Annotated in this window: 26 protein-coding genes; 10 read left to right on the forward strand and 16 right to left on the reverse strand. The window is 53.5% G+C overall.

The window, feature by feature from the left end:
* The first annotated feature begins 11 nt into the window (after positions 1-11).
* The 9 genes from NAT21_RS05935 to flgL all read left to right on the forward strand — a co-directional run bounded on the left by NAT21_RS05935 (position 12) and on the right by flgL (position 9,478).
* Positions 12-692, forward strand: coding sequence for a flagellar hook assembly protein FlgD (locus tag NAT21_RS05935; RefSeq protein WP_250936442.1), 681 nt, complete (start codon positions 12-14; stop codon positions 690-692).
* A gap of 71 nt (positions 693-763) precedes the next feature.
* A complete protein-coding gene (flgE, locus tag NAT21_RS05940; RefSeq protein WP_250936443.1) occupies positions 764-1,957 on the forward strand; it encodes a flagellar hook protein FlgE in 1,194 nt (397 codons plus the stop codon).
* A gap of 25 nt (positions 1,958-1,982) precedes the next feature.
* The gene (locus tag NAT21_RS05945) at positions 1,983-2,741 is read left to right on the forward strand and encodes a flagellar basal body rod protein FlgF (protein ID WP_250936444.1); all 759 of its coding nucleotides are present in this window, start codon (positions 1,983-1,985) and stop codon (positions 2,739-2,741) included.
* A gap of 12 nt (positions 2,742-2,753) precedes the next feature.
* A complete protein-coding gene (flgG, locus tag NAT21_RS05950; RefSeq protein ID WP_250936445.1) occupies positions 2,754-3,536 on the forward strand; it encodes a flagellar basal-body rod protein FlgG in 783 nt (260 codons plus the stop codon).
* A 19-nt stretch (positions 3,537-3,555) separates the two neighbouring features.
* Positions 3,556-4,248: a flagellar basal body L-ring protein FlgH gene (locus NAT21_RS05955; protein WP_407658238.1), complete on the forward strand. Its 693-nt coding sequence runs from the start codon at positions 3,556-3,558 to the stop codon at positions 4,246-4,248.
* 23 nt (positions 4,249-4,271) lie between these two features.
* Complete coding sequence (locus NAT21_RS05960; protein ID WP_250938004.1) at positions 4,272-5,384, forward strand: flagellar basal body P-ring protein FlgI; 1,113 nt, start codon at positions 4,272-4,274, stop codon at positions 5,382-5,384.
* An 8-nt stretch (positions 5,385-5,392) separates the two neighbouring features.
* The gene (gene flgJ, locus NAT21_RS05965) at positions 5,393-6,499 is read left to right on the forward strand and encodes a flagellar assembly peptidoglycan hydrolase FlgJ (RefSeq protein ID WP_250936446.1); all 1,107 of its coding nucleotides are present in this window, start codon (positions 5,393-5,395) and stop codon (positions 6,497-6,499) included.
* A 97-nt stretch (positions 6,500-6,596) separates the two neighbouring features.
* Positions 6,597-8,255, forward strand: a complete 1,659-nt coding sequence (gene flgK / locus NAT21_RS05970; RefSeq protein WP_250936447.1) for a flagellar hook-associated protein FlgK — start codon at positions 6,597-6,599, stop codon at positions 8,253-8,255.
* A gap of 5 nt (positions 8,256-8,260) precedes the next feature.
* Positions 8,261-9,478 carry a flagellar hook-associated protein FlgL gene (gene flgL, locus NAT21_RS05975; RefSeq protein ID WP_250936448.1) on the forward strand — a complete coding sequence of 406 codons (1,218 nt, stop codon included), beginning with the start codon at positions 8,261-8,263 and terminating at the stop codon, positions 9,476-9,478.
* Positions 9,479-9,541: 63 nt separating this feature from the next.
* Here the strand turns inward: flgL and fliR are convergent, their stop codons facing one another.
* The 13 genes from fliR to fliF form a co-directional block, all read right to left on the reverse strand.
* Positions 9,542-10,342, reverse strand: a complete 801-nt coding sequence (gene fliR / locus NAT21_RS05980) for a flagellar biosynthetic protein FliR (protein ID WP_250936449.1) — start codon at positions 10,340-10,342, stop codon at positions 9,542-9,544.
* 6 nt (positions 10,343-10,348) lie between these two features.
* Complete coding sequence (fliQ, locus tag NAT21_RS05985; RefSeq protein WP_250936450.1) at positions 10,349-10,621, reverse strand: flagellar biosynthesis protein FliQ; 273 nt, start codon at positions 10,619-10,621, stop codon at positions 10,349-10,351.
* Positions 10,622-10,639: 18 nt separating this feature from the next.
* Positions 10,640-11,380 carry a flagellar type III secretion system pore protein FliP gene (gene fliP / locus NAT21_RS05990; protein ID WP_407658215.1) on the reverse strand — a complete coding sequence of 247 codons (741 nt, stop codon included), beginning with the start codon at positions 11,378-11,380 and terminating at the stop codon, positions 10,640-10,642.
* Positions 11,377-11,859, reverse strand: a complete 483-nt coding sequence (gene fliO / locus NAT21_RS05995) for a flagellar biosynthetic protein FliO (RefSeq protein WP_250936451.1) — start codon at positions 11,857-11,859, stop codon at positions 11,377-11,379. The genes fliP and fliO overlap by 4 nt, the downstream gene beginning before the upstream one ends.
* Positions 11,859-12,413, reverse strand: coding sequence for a flagellar motor switch protein FliN (gene fliN, locus NAT21_RS06000; protein WP_250936452.1), 555 nt, complete (start codon positions 12,411-12,413; stop codon positions 11,859-11,861). Before fliN ends, fliO begins: the two co-directional genes overlap by 1 nt.
* Positions 12,406-13,422, reverse strand: coding sequence for a flagellar motor switch protein FliM (gene fliM / locus NAT21_RS06005; RefSeq protein WP_250936453.1), 1,017 nt, complete (start codon positions 13,420-13,422; stop codon positions 12,406-12,408). The genes fliN and fliM overlap by 8 nt, the downstream gene beginning before the upstream one ends.
* Positions 13,423-13,440: 18 nt before the next feature.
* On the reverse strand, positions 13,441-13,938 hold the full coding sequence (gene fliL, locus NAT21_RS06010) for a flagellar basal body-associated protein FliL (protein WP_250936454.1): 498 nt from the start codon (positions 13,936-13,938) through the stop codon (positions 13,441-13,443).
* A gap of 214 nt (positions 13,939-14,152) precedes the next feature.
* On the reverse strand, positions 14,153-15,640 hold the full coding sequence (locus NAT21_RS06015) for a flagellar hook-length control protein FliK (protein ID WP_250936455.1): 1,488 nt from the start codon (positions 15,638-15,640) through the stop codon (positions 14,153-14,155).
* A 19-nt stretch (positions 15,641-15,659) separates the two neighbouring features.
* Positions 15,660-16,103, reverse strand: a complete 444-nt coding sequence (fliJ, locus tag NAT21_RS06020; RefSeq protein WP_250936456.1) for a flagellar export protein FliJ — start codon at positions 16,101-16,103, stop codon at positions 15,660-15,662.
* 23 nt (positions 16,104-16,126) lie between these two features.
* The gene (fliI, locus tag NAT21_RS06025) at positions 16,127-17,485 is read right to left on the reverse strand and encodes a flagellar protein export ATPase FliI (protein WP_250936457.1); all 1,359 of its coding nucleotides are present in this window, start codon (positions 17,483-17,485) and stop codon (positions 16,127-16,129) included.
* Positions 17,485-18,168 carry a flagellar assembly protein FliH gene (locus NAT21_RS06030; RefSeq protein ID WP_250936458.1) on the reverse strand — a complete coding sequence of 228 codons (684 nt, stop codon included), beginning with the start codon at positions 18,166-18,168 and terminating at the stop codon, positions 17,485-17,487. Before NAT21_RS06030 ends, fliI begins: the two co-directional genes overlap by 1 nt.
* Positions 18,161-19,168 carry a flagellar motor switch protein FliG gene (gene fliG / locus NAT21_RS06035; RefSeq protein WP_250936459.1) on the reverse strand — a complete coding sequence of 336 codons (1,008 nt, stop codon included), beginning with the start codon at positions 19,166-19,168 and terminating at the stop codon, positions 18,161-18,163. Before fliG ends, NAT21_RS06030 begins: the two co-directional genes overlap by 8 nt.
* Entirely contained in the window at positions 19,158-20,846 is a 1,689-nt protein-coding gene (gene fliF, locus NAT21_RS06040; RefSeq protein WP_250936460.1) for a flagellar basal-body MS-ring/collar protein FliF, read from the reverse strand. Before fliF ends, fliG begins: the two co-directional genes overlap by 11 nt.
* A gap of 246 nt (positions 20,847-21,092) precedes the next feature.
* Here fliF and fliE point away from each other — a divergent pair, with 246 nt between their 5' ends.
* Positions 21,093-21,443, forward strand: coding sequence for a flagellar hook-basal body complex protein FliE (fliE, locus tag NAT21_RS06045; RefSeq protein WP_250936461.1), 351 nt, complete (start codon positions 21,093-21,095; stop codon positions 21,441-21,443).
* 52 nt (positions 21,444-21,495) lie between these two features.
* On the opposite strand, the gene NAT21_RS06050 is transcribed toward fliE, so the two are convergent.
* The 3 genes from NAT21_RS06050 to NAT21_RS06060 all read right to left on the reverse strand — a co-directional run.
* Complete coding sequence (locus tag NAT21_RS06050; RefSeq protein WP_250936462.1) at positions 21,496-21,855, reverse strand: flagellar protein FlaG; 360 nt, start codon at positions 21,853-21,855, stop codon at positions 21,496-21,498.
* Positions 21,856-22,184: 329 nt separating this feature from the next.
* Positions 22,185-25,040, reverse strand: a complete 2,856-nt coding sequence (locus NAT21_RS06055) for an O-linked N-acetylglucosamine transferase family protein (protein ID WP_250936463.1) — start codon at positions 25,038-25,040, stop codon at positions 22,185-22,187.
* Positions 25,041-25,207: 167 nt separating this feature from the next.
* A partial coding sequence (locus NAT21_RS06060) for a flagellin (protein WP_284732663.1) occupies positions 25,208-25,787 on the reverse strand: 580 nt, incomplete at its 5' end.

Raw genomic sequence — 25,787 nt, forward strand, 5'->3', positions numbered from 1 at the left:
GGGAGTCTGTCATGGCTATCAGTGCATCGGCGCTCAGCGCCATTAACGGTACCGCCAACGCTTCCAGCAGCTCGCCCAGTGCGATGTCTTCCGATGCGGATGAGATGAAGGATCAGTTTCTGACGTTGCTGATTACACAGATGCAGAATCAGGATCCGCTGAATCCGATGGAAAACTCGGAAATGACGTCTCAGCTGGCTCAGATCAATACCGTCAGTGGTATTTCCGAGCTTAATGAAACGCTGGCGGCCATCACCAAACAGATCAATACCACCCAGCAGCTGCAGGCTACTGCCCTGGTTGACAAGGGAGTAATGGTGTCCGGTAACGACATTCTGGTGGGTGAAGATGGGGTGATTACTCCATTCGGCATCTCTCTGGATGATCCGGCCAGCAATGTCACCGTGTCAATTCGGGACGCCGTAGGTAATACGGTGCGCACCTATGACATGGGTGCCATCGATGCCGGCACACAATCCTTCTACTGGGACGGCTCAATGGATGATGGGGGAGTTGCCGAGGCAGGCGCCGGTTACAAGTTCTCCATAGAGGCCAGTAACAGTGCAGGCAAGGTGCCTTCCACGGCGCTCGATTACGGCTTTGTTCGGGGGGTGAACACCATCAATGGTGAAACATCACTGGATATCGGCACCAGAGCCATTTCACTGGGTGATGTGTACCAGGTGCTTTAAGGCGTGCTTTTCAGGGGTTGTGCCCATGAGCGCGATCCTTCTATTCAAATGCATCACGAGGAATTGATCACATGTCATTTTCACAAGGCGTAAGCGGGCTTAATGCAGCCAACAGCAACCTGGACGTCATTGGTAACAACATCGCCAACTCGGCGACCGTTGGCTACAAGTCCAGCCGTGCCGAATTTGCCGACATCTATGCTGGTGCCAAGGCGGGGCTGGGCGTCAAGGTCGCTGCAGTAACACAGAGCTTTGGCTCCGGGTCGATTGAAACAACCGGTCGCGATCTGGATCTGGCGATCAACGGAGAGGGGTTCTTCCGGTTCAATGACGGCTCACAGACGACCTATTCCCGTAATGGTCAGCTGACCATGACGTCTACCGGATTTCTGGCCAATGCATCCGGGTCATTCCTGACCGGTTATGCCGCGGGTCAGGGCACCGGGGGCGAGCCTGTTGCGTTACAGGTGCCGACGGATGCTCTCGCCGCGAAGGCAACGACGCAGGCAGAAGCGGTATTGAACCTGGATGCCAGTAGTGCAGGTCTGGCCGCGGCCAACTTTGAATCGGATGATGACCGGACCTATAGCTACTCCAATACCATGACGTCCTACGACTCCCAGGGCACGGCGCATGATATTGCCCTTTACTTTGCGAAGGATGATACAGCCGATAATACCTGGAATGTTTTTGCATCCATCGATGGTGCTGATGTCGATGCAACAACCGGGCAACAACAGACCCTGACGTTCAATAATAGTGGCGTGCTTACCACCAACACTCCACTGGCGTTCAGCTTTGATCTGGGAACTGCAGTAAACAACCTCGACTTTGAACTCGATTTTGATGGTACCACCCAGTTCGGCAGTGACTTCAACCTCACCACGCTGGATCAGGATGGTTATACCTCCGGTGCGCTGGTCGGCATCTCCATTGAGGAGAATGGCACCTTGACCGCGAGCTACTCCAATGACCAGACCCAGGCGCTGGGGCAATTGGCGCTGGCCAACTTCCGTAACATGCAGGGTCTTGAATCCGTCGGTGATAATGGCTGGGTTGAAACCACGGCCTCCGGTCAGCCGCTGCTGGGTACTGCCGGGAGTGGACAGCTGGGCAGCCTGATTGCCGGTGCCACTGAAGGTTCCAACGTGGATCTGTCTGCGCAGCTGGTCAACATGATCGTGGCACAGCGTAATTATCAGGCCAACGCCCAGACCATCAAGACTCAGGATCAGATCCTGCAGACTCTGGTCACGCTGCGCTAATTATCACTAAACCGGGAGGACAGACATGGATCGGATGATTTATACCGCGCTCTCCGGCGCGCAACAAACCCTCGAGCGGCAGGCTGTTGTCGCCAACAACCTGTCCAATGTCTCAACGACCGGTTTCAAATCGCAATTGTCTGCCTTTCGGGCCGTTCCCATTCAGGGGGACGGCCTGGCAACGCGCTCTGTGGTGGCAGACACCACGCCGGGCGCTGACTATTCCGAAGGCATGATCGAGGAAACCGGCCGTTCTCTTGATGTGGCCATCGATGGGGACGGGTGGCTGGCGGTAGACGATGGTAATGGGCGTGAAGTCTATACCCGTGATGGCCGGTTGCGAGTGGATGCCACCGGGCTTTTGATGTCCGGCGGAAAGCCGGTCATGGGCGAAGGCGGACCTGTAGTACTTCCTCTTAATGCCTCCTTCTCCGTAGCTTCCGATGGCACGATTTCAGCCCTGGGTCTTGGGGATCAACCCAATACATTGGCCGAAGTAGGGCGTTTGAAGCTCGTTAATCCCGGCAACGAAATGATGAAAAGAGGCGATGATGGCCTCTTCAGGATGCAGGCTGATGCCAACGGCAATCCTGCACCGCCCAGACTGCCGGGAGATGATGGCGTCTCTCTTGTATCAGGCGCACTGGAGAGCAGTAACGTCAATGCTACTGAAGCCATGGTGGCCATGATCGATAACGCCCGTCGCTTCGAAATGAATATGCGCATGGTTGATACTGCTGACGAAAACGAACAGCGTGCCAACCAGTTGTTGTCACTGACTTGATGAGGTAACACGATGATTCGTTCTCTCTGGATCGCCAAGACCGGGCTGGATGCTCAGCAGACCAAGCTTGATGTGGTATCCAATAACCTGGCCAACGTCAGTACGACCGGTTTCAAGCGCTCCCGTGCTGCATTTGAAGATTTGCTTTATCAAAATGCCCGTCAGCCAGGGGCAATGACGTCTGTTCAGACCAATCTGCCTTCCGGTCTTCAGATTGGTACCGGCGTACAGCAGGTGGCTACAGAGCGCCTCCATACCCAGGGCAATCTGGAAGAAACCGGTAATGCCAAGGATATGGCCATCAATGGCGGTGGCTTTTTTACAGTACAGATGCCGGATGGCACCCTGGCTTACACTCGTGATGGCTCATTCGAACTTGACCAGAATGGCCAGCTGGTAACTTCCAGTGGTTTTCCAATTCAGCCGGCTATCGTCGTGCCGGCAAATGCCCTGTCAATCTCGGTGAGCCAGGATGGCATCGTGTCCGTGACTCAGCCTGGCGATTCACAGAGCAATCAGATTGGTCAGATTCAGCTGACCACCTTCATCAATAATTCAGGCCTGCAAAGCATGGGGAATAACCTGTATGCCGAAACCACGGCATCAGGCGCTCCGACTGACAGTATCCCGGGCAATAACGGGGCTGGTCTGATCGAGCAGAACTATCTCGAAACGTCCAACGTCAACGTGGTCGAGGAAATGGTCAACATGATTGCCACCCAGCGGGCCTACGAAATCAATTCCAAGGCCGTATCCACGTCTGACCAGATGCTTCAGCGTCTGACTCAGCTCTGACAACGGTAGTGCCGGCATGATGACACAGGGCAGGCAGGGGCGAGATATCTTCAAGACGGTTGTTGTGGTGTGCATGGCGCTTTCCATGACGGCCTGCGCCTATATTCCTCGTCAGAATATTGTTCAGGGGCCAACCACCTCACCGCCTCAGCCCGCTCCGGTAGCGGTAGCCAATGGCTCCATTTACCAGGCCAATTATGTTCGTCCTCTGTTTGAAGATCGTCGGCCCCGTGGCATTGGTGACATCCTGACGATTGAATTGAATGAAGATGTCAGTGCGACCAAGAGTTCGGCAGCCAATGCCAGTCGGAATGGATCCGCCACGCTGGGTATCACTACCGTTCCGCGAATTACCGGCGGGCTGGTGACTCCGGATCAGAATATGGACATGAGTGGCGGGTCTGATTTCAACGGCTCGGGTGGCGCCAGCGCAGCCAATACCTTTGTCGGCACCATTACCGTGACTGTCATGGATGTACTGCCCAACGGCAATCTGCGAGTGGCCGGCGAGAAGCAGATCGGCATCAATCAGGGCGCTGAATACATTCGCTTTTCCGGGGTGGTCAATCCGGCATTTATTACCACTGCCAATACGATTGAATCCACTCAGGTCGCGGATGCCCGTCTTGAGTACTACGGCGATGGATACATTGATGAAGCACAGCGGATGGGTTGGCTGCAGCGCTTCTTTCTTAATATCTCACCCTTTTAGTCAAACGCGGGTATCACATGATGATGACCACATTGAATCGATGGCTGTCTGTACTGATGAGTGCCTTGCTGCTCACATGTTCCGGCGCGGCGAGCGCGGCACCCCTCAAGGATATTGCCACCATCGCTGGTGTTCGTGAAAACCCTATCATTGGTTACGGACTGGTCGTCGGTCTCGATAATTCCGGTGATCAGACAACACAGGCGCCCTTTACCGGTCAGGCGCTGCGCAACATGCTGTCGCAGCTCGGCATCACGGTACCCACAGGCAGCAACATGCAGCTTAAAAACGTGGCGGCGGTCATGGTAACGGCCAAGCTGCCACCCTTTGCAAGCCCGGGCCAGGCTGTTGATGTCGTGGTGTCCTCAGTGGGTAATGCCAAGAGCCTGCGCGGCGGTACGTTGTTGATGACCCCCCTCAAGGGAGCTGATGGACAGGTGTATGCGCTTGCCCAGGGGAACGTACTGATCGGCGGGGCCGGCGCTTCAGCAGGTGGCTCCAGTATTGCGGTCAATCAGTTGTCTGCAGGACGTGTCGTCGATGGCGCGATCATCGAACGGAGCGTGCCTCTGGATCTGGCTACGGATGGGCGGATGACGCTTGAGCTCAAGGATGCCGATTTCAATACGGCGCTTGATACCATGAATTCGATCAATCGAAGCTTTGGCAGGCCGATTGCACGGGCACTTAACTCACGTACGATCGAGCTGAGGGCACCGATTGAAAAATCAGCGCAGGTCGCCTTTCTGGCCCAGATTCAGCGGGTGGATGTGGGCACCGGGGCGCCGTCACCCAAGGTGGTCATCAATCAGCGTACCGGATCGGTCGTCATGAATGGCACCGTGACGCTTAGTCAGGCGGCAGTAGCCCACGGCAACCTGTCCGTAGTAATCGATAACAATCCGATTGTGTCCCAGCCCAATGCGCTGGCCGGTGGCAATACGGCCGTGGTGCCGAATGCCGATGTCTCCCTGCAGGAAGGGGATGGCTCGCTGCAGGTGATCAACGCCAGTGCCCGTCTGTCGGATGTGGTCAATGCTCTTAATGCTCTGGGGGCGACACCGACGGATCTGATGTCGATCCTTCAGGCACTGAAAACGTCTGGTGCCCTTCATGCTGAACTGGATGTGATATAGGAGGCCTTATGGATTTATCCTCTAAATTTGCACTTGATGTTCAGGGGGTATCCCGGCTCAAGTTCACGGCTCGACAGGATCAGCAGGAAGGCCTGAAGCAGACTGCCAGACAATTTGAAGCCATGTTGATGCAGATGATGCTGAAAGGCATGCGTGACACGGTGCCTGAAAGCGGTCTTCTGGGTAGCAATCAAACCAAAATGTATCAGTCCATGATGGATCAACAATGGGCGCAGACCATGTCCGGCCAGGGCATCGGCATTGCGGACATGCTGATCAAGCAGCTGGGCGGCAAGGATGTGCCTGCGGTCAATGATGCGAGTCCTGAGGCGCTGCATGCCAGCCAGCCCCTGGTGGCGGGCATCCCGGTAGGTACACCTGGCGAGCTCAAGCAGGAATGGATACGTGATAACCGGCAGGCACGGGATACCACGTCATCCGGTGACTGGTTCAAGGCGCAGGTACTTGTGGCCGAGCAGGCGGAGACGCGCGTTGTTACTCCTGCGCGCTCTGCTGACGCCTCATCACTTCCCACGCATGTTCAGGCCTTCATTGACAAGGTTGGCGCTGCAGCCGAGCGCATCAGTGCGGTAGCCGGTGTCTCGAGTCGTCTGATCGTGGCGCAGGCAGCCCTTGAAACCGGCTGGGGGCGGCATGAAATTGCCGCGGCCGATGGCAGCAAAAGCCATAACCTGTTCAATATCAAGGCGACCTCGGGCTGGCAGGGAGAGCGAGCCGATGTAATGACGACCGAATATGCCGGGAAGGAAGCCTACCGGATGAAAGATGGATTCAGGGTCTATCATTCCTATGAGCAATCCTTTCAGGATTACGCACGTCTTCTGACGGAAAACAGCCGTTACGATGGCGTGGTGGCTGCTGAAAGTGATGAAGCTGCTGCATGGCAGCTTCAAAATAGTGGCTACGCTACGGATCCGCAGTATGCACGTAAGCTCATTTCCATCATGTCGCAGCTTCCAGAGCACCTGGGGAAGGCTGTCGCATCATCAGGGAGTGTCAGTGAGCCTTCCGCCAGTGGTCGCCTGACGGGCGCCTCATCGGATGACCGCCTTGCTCGCTATACCCTTGATCAAACTCCCTCCCGCATTTTCTGATCATGTGAAGCCCATTCGGGCTTCACTTTATGGCAAGGCCGCCGTTAACAAGTTTCAGAGTAATTACTGACGCCCACCGGGCTATTCGGGGAAAACTATGGCAAATCTGATCAATATCGGTCTGTCGGGTCTCAGGGCCTCTCAGGCCGCACTGAATACCACCAGCAACAACATCAGTAATTCCGACACCGAAGGCTATAACCGTCAGATTGTCAACCTGAAGCAGTTGCCGGGATCCTCCAGCGCAGAAGGTTACTTTGGCAATGGTGTCAACGTTCAGGGAATTGCCCGCCAGTATGAAGGGTACATTTCGACGCAGCTCAATGAGGCCAAAAGTGAGCAGGGAGCGTATAACACCCAGCTGACGCAGATGTCGCAGATCGATAATGTACTGGCCAATGATGAATCAGGCCTGTCGACCATGATGGCCAATTTCTTTTCGAGCTTGCAGAGTTTGTCCAATACGCCGACAGACCCTGCTGTACGCGAGACCCTGCTGGGTAATGCCCAGAGCATGGTGGCGCAGTTCAATTCGGTGTCCAATTATCTTGGCGATATGGAAACCGGTGTCGAAAGCCAGCTTGATGATGCGGTCAGTCAGATCAACAGTTATACCGATCAGATTTCCAACCTTAACAAGCAAATTACACTGACCACTGCACGTACGGGTGAGGCTCCCAACGATCTGCTGGATCAGCGAGACCTGTTCGTTTCAAAGCTCAGTGAGCTGACGTCAGTGGATGTCATCGAACAAAACGGCAAATACAATGTGTCGTTGCCTACCGGTCAGTCACTGGTGTTGGGCGAAAAGAGCTTCAAGATGGCCGTTGAGGATTCAGACGAGGATCCGACCAGAAAAACGCTGGCCCTGGTCAACAGCAGTGGCAACAGCGTTGAACTGAATGAAAAGCGTCTTGATGGTGGTGTCATCGGGGGGCTTCTGGGGTTCAGAAATGAAGGTCTGACTGATGCACAGGGCCGGCTTGGCCAGATTGCAGTAGCGCTTGGGGGGGCTCTCAACGAGCAGCACGAAGCTGGTTTTGACCTCAACGGTGATGCCGGAAAGGCCCTGTTTACGTTTGATGAACCCTCTTCCTATTCCAATGCCAACAATGACGGTACAGCTACGCTATCGACCACTTTCAGCGGCGATTACAGTGAAGTGAAAGCCAGCAATTACACCGTGACCTATGACGGTGGCGATTACATGGTGACGCGCGACAGCGACAATAGCACTACCACCTTTTCAGCGGCATCATTACCGAATAATGCCGATGGTGATCCAGTGATGACCCTGGATGGCCTGAACATTGCCGTCAGTGGTACGCCCCAGGATGGGGATTCCTTTGTGGTCAAGCCAACGGAAAATGCCGGACGATCGCTCGCGCTGGCACTGAGCGATGCCGCCGAGCTGGCAGCGGCCGGTTCCAGCGGCAGCCTGGGTGACAATACCAATGCGCAGGCGATGGCAGACTTGCAGGGCGGTCTTACGGTAGGTGGTACCACCTCCTTCAGTGGGGCCTATGCGCAGCTAGTCAGTAACGCAGGTACTGAAACGGCGGCGTTGAAGGTCAAAAGCAGTGCTCAGGACAGCGTGGTCAATCAGATCAGTACCGCTCAACAATCCGTATCCGGGGTTAACCTGGAGGAAGAAGCGGCCAATCTGCTCAAGTATCAGCAGCTCTACACTGCCAATGCCAAGGTTATCGGTACAGCCCAGAACCTGTTCAACACTCTAATCGGTATCATGGGGTAATTATCATGCGTCTTAGTACGGCTTCCATGTTCAGTACCAGTTTGTCGGCCATGCTGAATCAGCAGTCCAAGCTGACAGATGTGAGTCTTCAAATGTCGACCGGCAGGCGTGTGGTAACCGCGTCGGATGATCCCAGCGCTGCATCACAGGCACTGATTACCCGGCAGTCGCTGTCGGAAACAAAACAGTATGCTGATGCCCGCACCACCATGACGCAGAACATGGCACTGGAGGAAACCATCCTCAATAGTGTGACCTCAGCGATTCAGTCGGCTCAGGACAAACTGGTTCAGGCCGGTAATGGAACGCTGTCCGATTCCGACCGACTATCGCTGGCGACGGCCATGGACAGCATTTATCAGGAACTGGTCGGACTTGCCAACTCGACCGATGGCAATGGCAACTACCTCTTTTCCGGCTCCCAGACAGGTACCGTTCCCTTTGGTACCAATGCCGACGGCACTGTCAGTTATCAGGGTGATAACAACCAGCAGTTCATGAAAGTCGATGCCTCACGCAGCATGGAGTCATTCGATAGTGGCCTGGATGTGTTTTCTTCGATTACGGCGGGTGCGAAATTCGTGGCACGTGCTGAGGATTCCAATGCAGGTACTGCGACCTTTACCGGCCCATCAGTAAGTAATTCGGCGGATGCCGAGTACGGCAATGATTTCTCTATCGCCTTTCAAAATGATGGGGCCGGCAATATTACCTATTCTGTTGAAAATCTGACGGCCGGCACTACCACATCGCCTCAGCCGTATACGCCCGGCTCGCAAATTACCTTTGGCGGACTTTCACTGGCGGTCGATGGCACTCCGGAAGATGGTGACAGTTTCAGCGTGGCTCGTGGGCGTGAGCAGGACAATAACTTCATTAATACTCTGAAGGGTGTCGTGGATGCGCTGAGCACGGAACAGAATACGGATGTGGCCAGGGCACGGTTGTCCAACACGCTATCCTCGGCGTCGCGTCAAATGAGTAACGGGCTTGATAATGTCCTGACCGTCCGTTCGTCCGTAGGCGCGCGCATGAACGAGGTGGACGTGCTGGACACTATTGGCGGCGACCGAAAACTTGCTTATACAGATCGGCTTTCCTCGCTGGTGGATCTGGATTATGCCGAGGCCATTTCTGAATACACGCTCAAGCAGACGTCGCTTGAAGCGGCGCAAAAAACCTTTAGTCAGGTGCAGCGCATGTCGCTGTTTGATCTGATCTGACCGTCGGTAGCACAAAAAAAGCCTCGCTTGTCGCGGGGCTTTTTTACATCCGGATATCGCTTTTCATGATGGTGCAGGTGGTTGGCCCAACTGAGTGGAAAGCTCTGACATCATGTCGAGTCCCTGCTTGAACAGCCCTTCAAAGATGCCTCCCATTTCAGGGAGAAGAAAGGTCAGCAAGACGACACCGAATAACAGCGTCATTGGGAAACCGATGGAGAAGATGGTCAGCTGTGGGGCGGCCCTGTTCAAAATGCCCATGGCCATGTTCACGATCAACAGGGAAGTAACCAGTGGAAGAGCGAGTAATAGCCCCGCGCTGAAGATCATGCTGCCCCAGAGTGCTACTGTCTGCCATGCATTGGCATTCAGAGACGTTGCACCGATCGGAAGCAGGATGAAGGTATCGCGCAATACTTCCAGCATGTACAGATGCCCGTTAAGAGCCAGAAACAGCATCATGGCAATCAAGTCAAAGAAACGGGCCAGGACCATGGTGGTGCCCCCGGAATCGGGTGTGAATACCGATGCAAACGATAGGCCCATCTGAAAGCCGATGATGTTGGCACTCATTTGAATGGCAGCAAACACGAGCCGAACCACAAAGCCCAGTGCGACTCCGATCAGAACCTGTTGAATGATCAGCCAGCCGCCGGCCCAGGAAATAACGGGTATGGCCGGCATGGGGGGCAGGCCAGGTACCATGGTAAAGCTCAGCATGGCAGCTACACCGATCTGAATCATGCGAGGCATACTGGAATGGCGGAAAATCGGCGCGGCTGCCACAAAGGCCAGAACACGCACGAAGGGCCATAGAAATTCGATGATCCACTGATTCATCTGGGCCGATGTCAGCTCAATCATGCTGACCTACCCACTGATCAGCTGAGGAATGCTGTAAAAAAGCGTTCGGGTGAAATCTACAATATTGCCGATCATCCATGAGCCACCGACGACCAGCGTCAGAAATACGGCCAGAATCTTGGGAATGAATGACAGCGTCATTTCGTTGATCTGTGTGGCAGCCTGGAACAGGCTGACCAGCAGGCCGACCATCAAAGCTACCAGCAACAGCGGTGCGGCCAGCAGCAGCATGAGTTTCATGGCTTGATAGGCCAGATTCATTACGGTTTCAGGGGTCATCCGTGTCTCCCGACTGCGCTAGCCCATGTAGAAGCTTTGGGCCAGTGAGCCCATCAGCAGTTGCCAGCCATCGACAAGCACAAACAGCATCAGCTTGAAGGGCAGTGAAATCGTTGCGGGCGGCACCATCATCATCCCGAGTGCCATCAGTACACTGGCCACCACCAGATCAATGATCAGAAAGGGAATGAAGATAGTGAAGCCGATCTGAAAGGCCGTTTTCAATTCGCTGGTGACGTAAGCCGGCAGCAGCAGGCGCATGGGAACATCGTCCGGCCCTTGCATGGCCGGTGCATCGGCAAGTCGTGCAAACAGGGCCAGGTCTGATTCGCGAGTCTGATTCATCATGAATGTGCGAAGCGGTCCGGCGCCGGTTGTGATGGCCTGCTCCATCGTAATCTCATTATTGGACAGGGGCACATAGGCTTCATCGTAGATCTGGGTAAAAACCGGTGACATGACAAAAAAGGTCAGAAACAGCGCCAGGCCGACCAGAATCTGATTGGATGGCGCTGACTGGGTACCCATGGCTGTTCTCAACAGGCTGAAAACGATGATGATGCGGGTGAACCCGGTCATCATCAAAAGAGCGGCCGGCAGGAACGCCATGGATGTCAGCAGCACCAGCATCTGAATATTCAGGGACCATTCCTGACTGCCGTCGGCGGTGGACTGGGCGATGAATCCCGGAGCTGCAGCCCAACTCTGTCCTGCCATACCGATCATAAGGATGGTCAGTGTCAGGAAAAAGCGAATCATGAGCGGTCCTGCCCTGATGTTGTTGAGCGCTTGAATGAATGTTTCAACTGATGGGCCAGTGCCTGCTTGAAGGTGGGCCGCGTGGCCGGGCCGTTGTGTTCGGCATCGACCAGACTGGCGTCTCGTGGTGATGGGGGCAGGGTATGCAGTACTGAAATGGCATGGGGGGTAACACCCAGTACCAGCCGCGCATCCTCGGTTTCCACCATGACGATACGCTCTCTCTGCCCAAGTTGCTGAGCGCTGATGACGCGCAACTGGCTGTCACCACGGAGATGGCGCAGGGCGCCCATGCGCTTGATCATCGCGCTGCAGGCAAAAATCAGCGCAATGACTACAAGCAGTCCCAGCGCCATTTTACCCATGCTGGCCATGCCGGCCCATTCACCAGACGTTCCTAGCGTGGTATAGGCGCCAGCTGATGAGGCCTGCCCGATACTGACGGCCGTATCCATGGCTGTCTGGTCGAGCTGGGCCATCAGCGGTTGATCCTCTGGATGCGCTCGGTCGGGTTGACAATGTCAGTGACGCGGATGCCGTACTTGTCATCGACCACAACGACTTCACCCTGAGCGATCAGGTACCCGTTGACCAGAATGTCCATCGGCTCACCGGCCAGCCCTTCAAGCTCAACGACCGAGCCCTTGGCCAGGTCCAGTAACTGACGAATTGTCAGCCGGGTGCGGCCCAGTTCGACGGACATGGTGACCGGAATCTCCATGATGACGTCGAGTTCGCGCGGCAAATGATTTTGTCCGGCCGCCGGGCCATCCAGTGACTTGAAAATGTCATCGGCGCTTGCAGCGGTGGCATTTGTCGCAGTGCTCTGGGCCTGCTCGACCTCTTCCTGTTCGGCGAAGGCGTCGCCCCAGATATCCTCGGCACTGGCTTCTTCCTGACCTTCGGCATCGGCCTGTTCGGCGAAGGCATCGCCCCAGATATCCTCGGCACTCGGCTCCGTGCTATCGCTTTCGCTGGCAGGGAGGTCGGTGTCGTTGTCTTTTTGATCTTCAGGCTTGTTTGGATCAGACATTTTTCAAATCCCGGTAAGTGTCCTGTACGACATGGTCAATCACGCGTTTGACGCGCAGCCCTTTTTGCCCGTTGGTCGAGCCATAGTTGCATTCCAGTACCGGCACGCCATCGATGCGTGCAATCACGTCCTTTGGCAGGTCAAAGGGAAATACATCTCCAACCTTCATTTTCGAGATGCGGGCCAGATGTGTGTGTATTTCCCCGAAGGTGGCCACCAGATCCACACTTGAGTCCTTGACCTCACCTGCCAGCTTGCGGCGGCGGAACTGCTCTTCATCCTTGTCCATGTTCTGCTGCGTGCCCGACATCTCTTCCTTGATCGGCTCGACCATGGCGTAGGGCATGCAGATATGGAAATCACTGCCAAAGGCACCGACTTCAAGATGAAATGTGGTGTTGATCACCAGCTCATTGGGTGTGTTCACGATATTGGTGAACTTCACCTGCATTTCCGAGCGTTGGTACTCAAGCTCTACCGGGAAAATGCTTTGCCAGCCTTCGCCATAGCTTTCCAGTGCCAGGTTCAGCAGACGTCGAATCAGGCGCTGTTCGGTATGGGTAAACTCGCGGCCTTCCGACTTGGTCAAAAAGCGCCCATCGCCGCCAAACAGGTTGTCTACCACCAGAAAAACCACGTTGGGTGGGAAGACGATCAGCGCATTGCCCCGAAGAGGCTTGATGGCGATCATGTTGATATTGGCAGGCACCGGCAGGTTACGAGTAAAATCAATGTATCGCTGATATTTAACAGGCCCTACCGTGATGTCGGCCGTGCGGCGAATCAGGTTGAACAGGGCCATGCGGAAGCGCCGCGCGAACCGTTCATTGATGATATCCAGACCATGCAGGCGGCGTCGGATCATGCGCTGCTGGGTAGCCGGGTCATAGGGACGAATCTTCTTGCCCGACGAGGTGTCCTGCGCGGCGGAGGCACCTTCGTCCTCATCCCCGCTTACACCTTTCAGCAGGGCATCGATCTCATCCTGCGAAAGCATGTCATCAGCCATGGCTGTGTCCTTGTCAGGTTACTGAATAATGAAATCGGTGAAGAGCACATCCGATACGGTGACCGGTGCCTGAGTCCCTTCGAAGGGCTGTGAAAAGGCTGTGCGAATATCGTCAGCCAATGTCTTTTTGCCATCGAGTGTGGTCAGTTCGTCCGTTTTCTTGCTGGTAAGTACCATCAGAATACGGTTACGTGCTTCCGGCATATGCTCGACCAGCTGCAGCTTGTCATTGTCGGTACCGGCACGCAGGGAAATCCCGACATAGAGCATGCGTCCACTATTGTCACCCAGGTTGACGGTAAACGGCTTGAGCTCGACAAAGACTGGAGCCGGTGGGGGGGGCGGGGGTGTTACTTCTGCGACCTGTTCTTCACCCGGACCCTTGTCAGCCAGCAGAAAATAGTACGCACCCGCCGCAGCACCTGCCGTCAGCAACACGGCCAGCAAAACGATCAGCCATGTCTTGGATTTCTTCTTTTCTTCAGGAGCGGTGGTTTTTACGTTTGCTTTTGCCATGAATGTGCCTTTCTGTGCCGGGCTGTTGATAGTGTTGATAGTACGCAGGCTGGCGCCGAACGAAGGACTAAAAAGACGTGATCGAGAGGGTTACCTTTTGCTTTTAGAACCGGGGCTTAAAGGCAGGTTATGCGGGGAGGGCGTAGACAGGATTCACTGAGTGTCATCATTGAAAAAGGGGCCTTTCGGCCCCTTTTTGATAGCGTTTTCCTGCTCAGGCGAAAAGATCAACGCCCCCGGGTCGTGATGCTGGTGTGCTCCGCTGCATGATGTCATCGGCGGTTGTTACCACGTCTGCTTCGCCAATACCGGCATCGCCACCGGACGTGCGGCCATTGCCCTGCTGGTCGGAGGACTGATTGAAGCTGAACTGCTGTGATGGCTGCCCTTGCTGGTCATTGACACTGGTTTGCCCCAGGGAAATACCGTTGTCAGCCATGGCTTCCTTCAGTTGGGGAAGTGCAGACTCTACGGCGGCACGAACATGAGCATTGGCTGAAAAGAAATGGGCCTGTGCTCCCTGGTCATCCATCTTGAGGCTGATGGACAGTGGTCCGAGATCTCTGGGATTAAGGTGCAGTTCGGCCTGCCCCATTCCCTGATGGCTCATGCGGATGACATGCTGCCCCATCGATTGATTCCAGCCCTGAGTTCCCAGGGATTCATTTACCACGCCGCTATATGTCGCCGCCTGAGCCGCTACGCTTCCGGGCGCAGCCATCTGCTGGGAAGTACCGCTGGATTGCTGCAGCAGGCTGGAAAAAACCTGGGCAGAGGAGGAACTCTCCTGGCTGCCGTGCTGTGAATACATGCCAGCCACGGAAAGGGCGGTATCGCCACGCCGATCATTTCCACCCTTGCCCTGTTGCCGGTCATCGGCTTCTGCAATGTTTTGTGCAGCCAGACGTTGACGCTGATCAGTTGCCTGTTCGCCCTGGAACGCTTCCTTGTGGAGTGCGGCGGGGCGTGATGTACCCTGAGATACATTATTTGATGCCGCTCCAGCGCTGCGGGGTGCCTGAGAGGTTGCCTGCTGCGCCAGTGAGGCTGCGCCGGCACCCAGGGTGGCAGCAGCGTCCTTGACATCCTGGTTTTCCGCGCTACTGGCCAGATCGCGAAGGCCCTGTTTTGACGCAGCGCCTTTATCAATCCTTTCTGAAGCTGTTGAAACTGCAGTCGCAAGCGCCGTTTTTTCACCTCCTGCCCTGACAGCTCTTCCTGTATCCGAACCTTGTTCAGCAGTGGTGGCTCCTGCACTCATGCGTGCAGAAAGCGCCTTGAAGGCAGAGAGTTGATCAATCAGCCCCTTGGGGCCTGACGGCTTGTTTGCCAGTGCGTCAGACATTTCTGCTGGCATTTTAGGCGCATTCCCTGAGGTCAATGCACCGGATGACCAGGCTTCCGAGTCAATGGCCCTGTTTTTGGCAACAGAGTGATCTGTCTCCGTATCGGCAGTGGTGCTGTCAGCCTCATCCCCCCTGGCAGCTGTGGCCTCATCAGGTGATGAGGTCGATGAGCCTTGCTGATCCGGGCCTTGAGGCCTGCCTTCGGCGGGTCCTTCCGGACGCGCCTGCTGACGTGACACCGAGTCGCTGAACATGCTGTTGAAGGTTTGATCGCTGCCTTCGCTGGCGGTACTGCCTTTTCCGGGGCTGCTGGCGGGAGCAGCCGAGGGAGATAACATCGTCACTGAAGAGGTCATGGTGATATTTCCTGAAGGCTCAGCCAAATTGTGAGACGGCGCGACTGGCAAATTCGTCAGACTGGTGTTGTTCCTGCTTGCGGGCGCTCTCATCAGCTTCTTCACGCCGACGAGTGGCCAGTACATCATAGGAATTCAGCCGCTGCTGATGGTGCTGCCAGTCACGAACACCCTGAGATACATGGCTATCACAGGAGTTCAGCGAGTGACGCTGCTGTTCGATGGCCTGGTCAAGGCTGACGATGAAGCTTTGATAGTTCTGCAGCTCATTCATGCTGATGCCGTTTTTCATGGCGTCGTCGAGTCTCTGGCGGTATTCGCTGCGATACTCGAGCAACATATCAAGCTGTTTTTGACTTTGCTGGCGCGTCTGGCGAAGCTTGCCCAGTTGCTGTGCAGCGTTATCACGTTCACTGGTTTCAAGATCGATCAGTGTATCCAGTGCAGAAGAATGGCTTGCCATCGTTTACTCCTTGAACCTTGCCATCAAAAGAGATGGTTGAGCTTCATCACAGCTTCACCGTAGGTCGTGCTTTCGGACATGCGCTGCTGGAGAAACTCTTCAAGCTTCGGATAGAGCTTTATGGCCTGGTCCAGTAGCGGGTCACTGCCGGGCGCATAGGCGCCAACACTGATCAAGTCCCGGTTTCGCTGGTAGCGTGACATCATTTGTTTAAAGTACTTGATTCGGTCGAAATGTGTTTCGTCGATAAGTGCGGTCATCGCACGACTTATCGATGCTTCAATGTCAATGGCGGGGTAGTGTCCCGCTTCGGCCAGCCGCCGTGACAACACGATATGGCCATCGAGAATGGCGCGTGCGGCATCGGCAATTGGATCCTGCTGGTCGTCGCCTTCGGTCAGTACCGTGTAGAAAGCGGTAATTGATCCCTTGTCCGGCGCATCATTGCCCGCTCGCTCGACCAGCGCCGGTAGCCGGGCAAATACCGAGGGTGGATATCCCTTGGTGGCAGGAGGTTCACCAATCGCCAGTGCAATTTCTCGCTGAGCCATGGCATATCGGGTGAGGGAGTCCATGATCAACAGGACATTCAGGCCCTTGTCCCTGAAATCCTCTGCCAGACGGGTAGCATAAGCCGCTCCCTGAAGCCGCAGCAGTGGTGAATTGTCTGCTGGTGCTGCTACCACCACCGAGCGCTTTATTCCTTCATCGCCCAGAATGTTCTCGATGAAATCCTTGACCTCGCGGCCGCGCTCACCGATCAAACCTACAACGATGACATCGGCTCGGGTATAACGTGCCATCATGCCCAGCAGTACACTTTTACCTACGCCGGACCCGGCAAACAGGCCCAGCCGCTGCCCGCGGCCAATGGTCAACAGGGCATTGATACTGCGAACGCCCACATCCAGTACTTCCTTTATCGGCTCGCGTTGCAATGGGTTGAGGATTGGTGCGTTCAGGGAAACGTATTCGGCATCTTCCGGCGCCGGCCTGCCGTCCAGAGGGCGGCCCCGTGCATCAACGATCCGGCCCAGCAGGGCATGACCGACAGGAAAGCGCTTGCCTTGCTGGTGGCCGGTATCGATGGCTCGAACCCGTGCGCCGGGTACCAGTCCGGCAGTTTCGACGTAAGGCATCAGGAACAGCCGGTCACCGGTAAATCCGACAACTTCGGCTTCGGCCGTGCCGCTATGGTCATCCAGTTCGATCAGACAGCTTGAACCCAGTGGCAGTTTGAGGCCGGTGGCTTCAAGTACCAGGCCGGCGGCCCGGGTCAGTCGACCGAACTCCTGGGTTTGTCTAACGCGGTTGACCTGTCCGGTGGCCTGAGTGAGGCGTTGGTGCCAGTGCGCTGTAAACGGCGACGAGAGGGATGTCATCAATGTTCACCATGGCCCACGGCCTGGCGGATGCGATCCCACCGTCCGGCACGCGTGGCATCAATTTCACGGAAGTCGGTTTCAATGCGGCAATCACCGCGCTGCATGTCATGGTCGGCCAGCAGCTGCCAGCCGGCCTGGGTGAGTGCTTCGGAAAGCTGGTTTTTTACCAGATCAAGATCGTCGGGATTGACAAATAAACGAGGTTGACCTGTCAGCGTGGGCTCGTTGGCCAGCAGATCCTCAACATCATCCAGAATATGTTCCGGTGACAGATCCAGTGCTCGATTGGCCAGCTGGCGACCTGTTTCAAGGGCTAGATCGACCAGCTGCCGCCCAAGATCTTCATTGAGATGCGCCATGCTGTGTGAAAACTGCTCTACCAGTACGCTGATCGGTGAAATGGTATTATCCAGCCGCACGGCCAGCATGTTGGCATACTCGTCGTGGGCCTGTTGCTCTCCATCCTTGCGGCCTTCGTTGAAGCCTTCTTCATATCCCTGTTGACGCCCGGCTTCCATGCCTTCCCTGCGGGCCTGCTCGTATATGGCACGACGTCTGGCATCCTCCTCACGCCGCTGCTGGCGAGGATCGGGGCCTTTGGCGGCGGCAGGGCGGGTGCCGGCACGCCGCTCCAGTGACCCCATTTCCCATCGTTGCCAATGCTCGGGTGCATCAGACATATGCCTCATCACCTCCGCTGATTTGAATTTCACCGGAATCGGCCAGCCTTCGGATCAGCAGCAGAATGTTTTTCTGTTCTGCTTCAACGACGGATACACGAAGCGGCCCGCGCATCTGCATGTCTTCTCGCATCATCTCGGCAGCACGGTTGGACATGTTGGACAGGAAGCGGTTGAGCATTTCTTCCGGTGCACCCTTGAGTGCCACAACCAGCGAGTTGGTATCGATATCCTGCATGATGCGCTGGATCGTACGGTCGTCGAGGTCGGCAATGTTCTCGAACACGAACATCTCGTCGATGATCTGCTGGGCGAGAGAATCGCTGTAATTGCGGACGGTCTCGATAACGCTCTCTTCCTGAGTAGTATTCATCAGGTTGAGAATTTCGGCCGCGGTTCTTACGCCGCCCATCTTGCTGCGCTTGAGGTTCTGGCCATCGAGCAGGCCGCCCAGTACTTCGGTGAGTTCCTGCAGGGCAGCGGGCTGGACACCACTGAACGTGGCAATACGCAGGACGATGTCGTTGCGCAGGGCATCATCGAACAAGGCAAGAATATCTGCCGCCTGATGGCGCTCGAGGTGAACAATTACCGTGGCAATGATCTGCGGGTGTTCGTCGCGAATCATTTCGGCAACCACCGTCGGCTCCATCAGGTTAAGGGCATCAATGCCGGAGCCATGGTTTGCCTCGAAGATATCTTCCAGCATGCTGGCGGCACGGTCTTCTCCAAGCGCCTTCACCAGCACCGTGCGGATATGTTCGCTGGAGTTGATATCGATCGCGCTCAGTTGATCCAGCTCACTGTGGAAAAGGTTCAAGACTTCCGCAATACGCTCTCTGGATACCTGACGCAGGCCTGCCATCGCCATCCCCAGCTGTTGTACATCTCTGGGGGACAGGAACTTGAAGACCTCGGCGGCAGTATCCTCATCCAGTGTCATCATCAGGATGGCGCTGCGCTCCAGACCTTCTTCGTTAACAGCTGAATTATTTGCCATGTTCGCTCATCCACCCCTTGATAATCACGGCAACCAGCTTGGGATCTTCCTGCGCGAGGTTGCGAGTCTTGTCCAGTTTACGGTTGTAGTCATCACGTTTTTTCTGGCGTTTCTGTTCTTCTGCCTTGGTCAGCGCTGTATTTTCTTCAGCGTCATCCTCATCTTCGTCCTCGTCGTCATCGCCTACTGTGGCAGAGAAGCCTTCAGGTGTGCTGGCGACAGGTGCAGGCAGATAGCGGCCGGCATAGGGCTTGACCAGTTTCTTCCAGAGAATCAGTGCCACCAGAGCGATCAGCAGGTACTTGCCAATGGTCATGGCCAGTGCAATCAGCTGTGGATTTTCCCACCAGGCGGGTTCAGGCAGTGGCTGCGTCTTGGTAAAGCGTGAGTTGACCACTTCAAGAGAGTCACCCCGTGTCGCGCTGAAGCCCATGGCTTCACGTACCAGCCGGTTGATGCGATCAAGCTCATCGGCATCCAGCGCCACCATGGTGATGTTGCCTTCTTCATCCACCGTGGGTCGATAATCCACAACGACGGCCACTGACAGACGGCTGACGGTGCCGGTATCTTCCTTGACGTGGCGGATGGTGCGATCCACTTCATAATTCGTCGTGACGTTTTTCTGGGATGATTTTGGGGCGGTTACTTCTGTATTGGCGTTTTCACCCGTGTTGGGGTTGTTGATCGGTGAAGCTGCCGTGCCTGGTGGCTGGTTGCTCAGTGCGCCGGGCACGCCACCCACGGTGCCTTCACCGATCTGGCTTGACTCGCTGGATTGCTGGCTGCGCACTGCCGCTTCATTTGGCGGTTGATTTGGGCCGTATTGTTCCTGGGTATGTTCGCCCACCGAGAAATCGATATCGGCGTTGACCATGGCCTTGACGTTTTCCTGACCAACCAGCGGCGCAATAATGGCTTCAATACGCTGACGAATATTGTCTTCGATTTTCGAGGTATACGTCAGTTGGGTTTCATTCATGCTGCCCATGGCGTCATTGGCCTTGCTGGACAACAACTTGCCTGATTCATCAACGACAGTGACCTGACTTGCCGGCAAATCGGTAACGCTGCTCGATACAAGGTGAGCAATGGCATTGACCTGACCCGGATCAAGTACCCGGCCACCGTAAAGTGAGAGCACCACAGATGCCCGCGGCGTTTTCTTGTCACGTACAAAGACGCTGGGCTTTGGAATGGCCAGATGAACCCGGGCGGTACGCACGCTACCCAGAGATTCGATGGAGCGTGCCAGTTCGCCTTCCAGTGACCGCTGATAATTAATATGCTCTGCGAATTGACTGATCCCGAAGGACTGGGTATCCATCAATTCAAACCCCACATTGCCGCCATGAGGCAGGCCCTGAGTTGCCATCGCCAGCCGCGTTTGTGCGACCTTGTCGGCGGGAATGGAAATGGTTTCTCCGTTGGGAGTGAGTTTGTACGGGATCTGCATCTGTTCAAGCTGCGTGACGATTTCTCCACCGTCACGGCCGCTCAGGTTGGAAAACAGGACGCGGTAATCCGGCGTTCGAGCCCATAAAAGCAGGGTCACGATAATAGCCAGCGCTGCTGCTCCTGCCACAATGGCGGGGATCAGCGGGTTGGCCTTGATCTGCTCTATCAACGACGGCTTCTGCTTGTCTTCCACCGTGGTTGAGGTAGCTCCGTTAGTCATATGTGCGCCTCGTCACGCCAACTCTGCCAAGAGATAAAAGCGGTGACCTCAGTACTTGCCGGTATGACAGATGAGGTTGAACACCTCGCGGCCTGGGTCGAGGGTATTATTACCAACCGGGAAAAGTTTCATGGATGGAAAAGGTACGCTTTTAATCGTTAATTATTGTAATCGGCCAGGGCAGGGGGCTGTTAGGCTTCCTTACATCCAAAAATGGACGTTCACTATTGATCCCGGAGATCGGCAATGGCCATTAATACAACCGGTTCCATGCAGGCAGTCCTGCAACAACTACAGGCAACTGCAACACAGGCATCCCAGCAACCGTTATCAGGTGGGGCGAATGCCCTGTCAGATGGTGACAGTAACAATCATGTAAGCTTCGCCGGTATGCTCAAGTCCTCCATTGATCGTATTGATGGCATGAGACAGGCTGCCAACGTGAAGGCAGAACAATTTGAGCGAGGTGTGCCGGGTATCGGTATCAATGATGTAATGGTGGATATGCAGAAATCGAGCGTCGCCATGGAAATGGGTATTCAGGTGAGGAACCGGCTGATGAGTGCCTACAAGGAAATCATGAGTATGCAGGTATAGTTCAGCGTGATCTGAAGAAAAGAAGCCCACATCATGTGGGCTTCTTCTGTATTCAGGCTTCGGTATTGATCATTTGAAGCGTTCCCTCCTTCATGCGCTGAATAATGTTAACCATCTCCTCGGAAGGAATCTGCCTCACTACCTCACCATTGGTCTTATCGACCAGTTTCACGACCATACGATCAATGTCATCGTTGATTTCAAACTGGACGCTATAGCCTTCCAATAGCGCATTGAGTTCATCGAGTGTTTCGGGAGTAACGTTCGATGTATCGGATTTTTCATCTTCGGAAAGGAGTAAGGATGAACGATCCGGAGGCGCGGCTGGATCCGGTTTATGTGTGGCCTGCTGAGGCAGTAGCGCACTTGTAGCAATGGAGGGAGAAGCCGGTGGTATGTAGGCTGAAGTCATGTCGGGCACCGCGTGTCGTTAGTGGAGGGACAACGTACGGATGGGTGATTTTGTCGCTTTTCTTTTCATAATCGACCAGAATTTTTTTTTCTTGATAGTTTGATTTTGGATTTGATGGTGACCGAAAAGGATGATTTAATCAATTCACTCTGTTGATATTTTCAATCAAGAATAATCAATTTTGAGAGAAGGCTGTTTAAGCTTTATGTTAATCATGTTGATTTTTTAAAAATTTATGGTGTCTCAAAGTGGCTGGGGTGATAAAGAGTAGGTGTAATATAAATATTTAAATAATTTGGCCGAATCATTAGTATGATTCGGCCTCTTTTTCACGATTTTAGATTTTTTGATTTTATCAAATATGCATCATGTACTTCTCTGCGGCCTTTCTTTAAATGGAACTTCCCAAGTTTCTCGTAGCTTTCAGCCAAAGTTGTTTTTTGTTTTTTGTAATCCATGCTCGACCAAATGGATTTTTTATGGACCCTGTAGGCTGCTGGTTTTATGTCGTCCATATATTTGCTACTACCGTGGAGACCTAATATAGAGATTAAGAAAAGATCACCGTTAACAACTTTCTCCCTTTCTCGAGGGAATTTATCAAATGTTCTTCTGAACATTACAGATAGCGTTAATATGAAGCAATCATTATTAATAAGTTCTTCACTGCTGTAACTTCTTTTGAACTCTTTGGGAAGTTTAGAGCTCGCTATTATTCCAGATTCGTTAAATATAAAAGCATTATGATGTGTTAGCGAGCAGTCTGGGTTTCTTTCCATGTAATCGAACTGTTTTTGTATTTTTTGACTGTCTGTCCAATAATCATCTCCTTCGCATATAGCAATATACTTTCCTTGCGCAAATGGTAAGCTATTATCAACAGGCTTTTTGTTCCTCGAATACTGGTTTTCCTTTTGATAAATAGGTTTTATTGTTAATGGGAATTCAAGTGCATATTTCTCAATTATTTTAGCAGTGCTATCCGTTGAAGCATCATCATGAATTATTATCTCAAACGGGAAGTCAGTCTTTTGCGACAGGAAGCCCTTGATGGCATCTTCAATGTAACCCTCGTGGTTAAACGTGGCACAGATTATACTTACTACGGGGGTTCCTGGAATGCGATCGGCATCTGCTATTAGTGGTCCTGCTGGTTTTGGGATATGGCTAATTTGACCCATTATAAATTCATCTTGATGGATGGCACCTTCCGTGATCATCTTGGATTTAAATGCTTCGTTGAAATTAGCGACTCCAGATGACATGTTGAGTGGTGCTGGTGGTTTGCCGCTTAAAAACCTGCTCCATATAGCGCGCATGGCCTGAGAAAAGTGGTTGCCGAATTTTTCCGCATTACATACTGGTGACTGTAAAAGGAACTTTCTCAAACACGCACGGATCAGGCTCAAGTTGGTGATGTCACTTGCCAGCTCGATAACACGTTGTTTATATTCATCCCAGTCATTGACAACCAGTTCGGGCATTCCTGCATTGATCAAGTGAGTAGCAGAGTGTCGTCCGGCAAATGTAGGACCAGGCAAGGTCACCACGGGTACACCCATCATGAAAGCCTCACATGTAGTCAATCCACCAGAATAGGGCCAAGTGTCCAATGCGATGTCTACGCGGTTATAGGCGTTTAGCAAATCCCTGTGTTTGGATGGGCCTTCGATATCGATACGATCGGGACTGATGCCAAGTTCGCTCATGGCACTGTAAATCGCTTGCGTATATTCCTCACTTGAGTACTGAATACTTTTAAGAAATAGCCTGCTATCAGGCATTTCCTGCATGATCATTGCCCATTGCTGCAGTAGTTCACTGTTTATTTTTGACGGGTTGTTGAAACATCCAAAGGTTATGTGCCGATTGGATATGGCAGGTAGTGCTGTAATCTGTGGCGCATAAGTTGGCGGTGTGTAACAGATATAATCATCAGGCATCCGAATCAGTTTTTCAGTATATTGATCATCTACGCCATCAGGTGTCTCGTAGTTGTCACTTATCAAGTAGTCAATTGATGGGTGGCCACTGGTGTTAATAAGCCCACCGACCCACTTTACGATAATGGGTGCAGGTTTCAAGGCCAGACATGGTAGTCTGCTTCCATCACCGTAGCCTGAAAGGTCGATCAATATATCAATGTTGTCTGAGTGTATTTTATCGGCAAGCTGCTTCGATTTTAATTTCCCTATCAGATTCCATGTTCTGCATCTTTTTGAAATTCTTTTTGTCAGAAAGTCGTTTGAATTATTGGTGGTGTACCCATGGAACTCCAAGTCTCCTGATGTGTTTTCGAGGGCAGATGTTATCATTTGTCCAACTGGATGGAGTCTAAATCCAGAAGAAACGAGTCCTATTTTTATAGTTTGGTTTTTTGTAAAATAACCTGTTTCGTAGGTGAAAGGATGTTCATTTGTTTTAAATGTTTGATGCCAGTTTTTTATGGTTTTAGTTATGTTTTCAGCTGTTTCTTTCGGGTTGTAATGCTTTCCGATAATATAGTTGAAATAGGCTGTGTGATAGTTGGGGTTCAGTTTTAGTGCTTTTAGATAGAGTTCTTCGGCAGAATCTAGCTGACCAAGATCCTTATACAGGTTTGCTGCATCGTTTAACAGGTATTCATTGTCGGGGTCTTTCTCCAACAGCCCGTTTATTATATTAATGGACTCGGAATATTTTCCGAGCTTTACTGCGATGTGTGCCTTCAGCACCAGACAGGACTTATCGCTGTACCCTAGCTTCTCTGCGCTTGAAACGTATTCATATGCTTTCTCAAAATCTCCGCTTTCAGCTAGCATTTCGGCAGCGCTAAAGTGCCCCTGCGAAAAATCCGGGGCAAGCTTGATTGTCTTCAAAACGTGTTTTTTGGCGGCATCAGGGCTGCCCAGCTCATGGTGAGCCCGCGCCAGAAAATGATGTGCATGACCATCGTTCGGTGCCAGCAATATGGATTTTTCTGCTGCTGCCTTTGCCTTTTCCGGGTAGCCAGTTTTCAGCAGACAGCTACTGTAAGCTTTCCACGCAAAACTATCCTTCGGGTATTTTCTTGTTAGTACTTTTGCAAATTCTCCAGCTGCATTGAATTGTCTATCATCATAAAGAGCTAAAAACTCCTTTTGAGCTATTGCCGGGATATGCTTTTTTTGCCCTTTGTTCTTTTTAGGAAGACGCCGTGTTTTCATTCTCATGCCTCTGATGGGTGAAGGATTACGAGAAGTATAAGGACAAGCTTTAGAGGAACAGAACGAGGATAAGCGCTGGTTAACGGTGCAATTTAGTATTTTGTGCTGAATTACAGGCATAAAAAAAGGGGCCGGCATAGGCCGGCCCCCTTGGATGCATCAAACGATCAACGCAGCAGGGAAAGCACACCCTGGGTGGTCTGGTTGGCCTGGGCCAGTACCGAGGTACCGGCCTGCTGCAGGATCTGGGCCTTGGACATGTTCGAGACCTCGGTCGCGTAGTCGGCGTCCTCGATGCGAGAACGGGCAGAGCTCAGGTTGGTCGAGGTGGTGCTGATGTTGTCGATCGCAGACTCGAAGCGGTTCTGCACGGCACCGAGGTCACTGCGGTTGTTGTCGACGACTTTCAGCTGGGCGTCCAGATCAGCCAGAGCAGTAGCCCCCATGACATCGAAGCCTTTAGCATCTACTGTGCGGGCACTACCGTTGACCGACGCCAGGGCGCTAGCGGTTGTTCCGGTGTCAGAAAATACGTTGAAGCCGGTGGCTGCACCGATACTGATGTCGATTTCTTCATCATCGTTGGCGCCAACCTGAATGCTGAAGGAGGTGGTGGCTGTCTGCGAGAACAGGGCGGTGCCGTTGAAGGTGGTCTGCTCGGTGACGCGGTTGATCTCTTCCAGGCGCTGGTTGACTTCCTTCTGGATGGAGTCGACGTCGCTGGCCGAGTTGGTGCCGTTCTGGGCC

The organism is Larsenimonas rhizosphaerae, from assembly GCF_023700005.1.
Lineage (GTDB): Bacteria > Pseudomonadota > Gammaproteobacteria > Pseudomonadales > Halomonadaceae > Larsenimonas > Larsenimonas rhizosphaerae.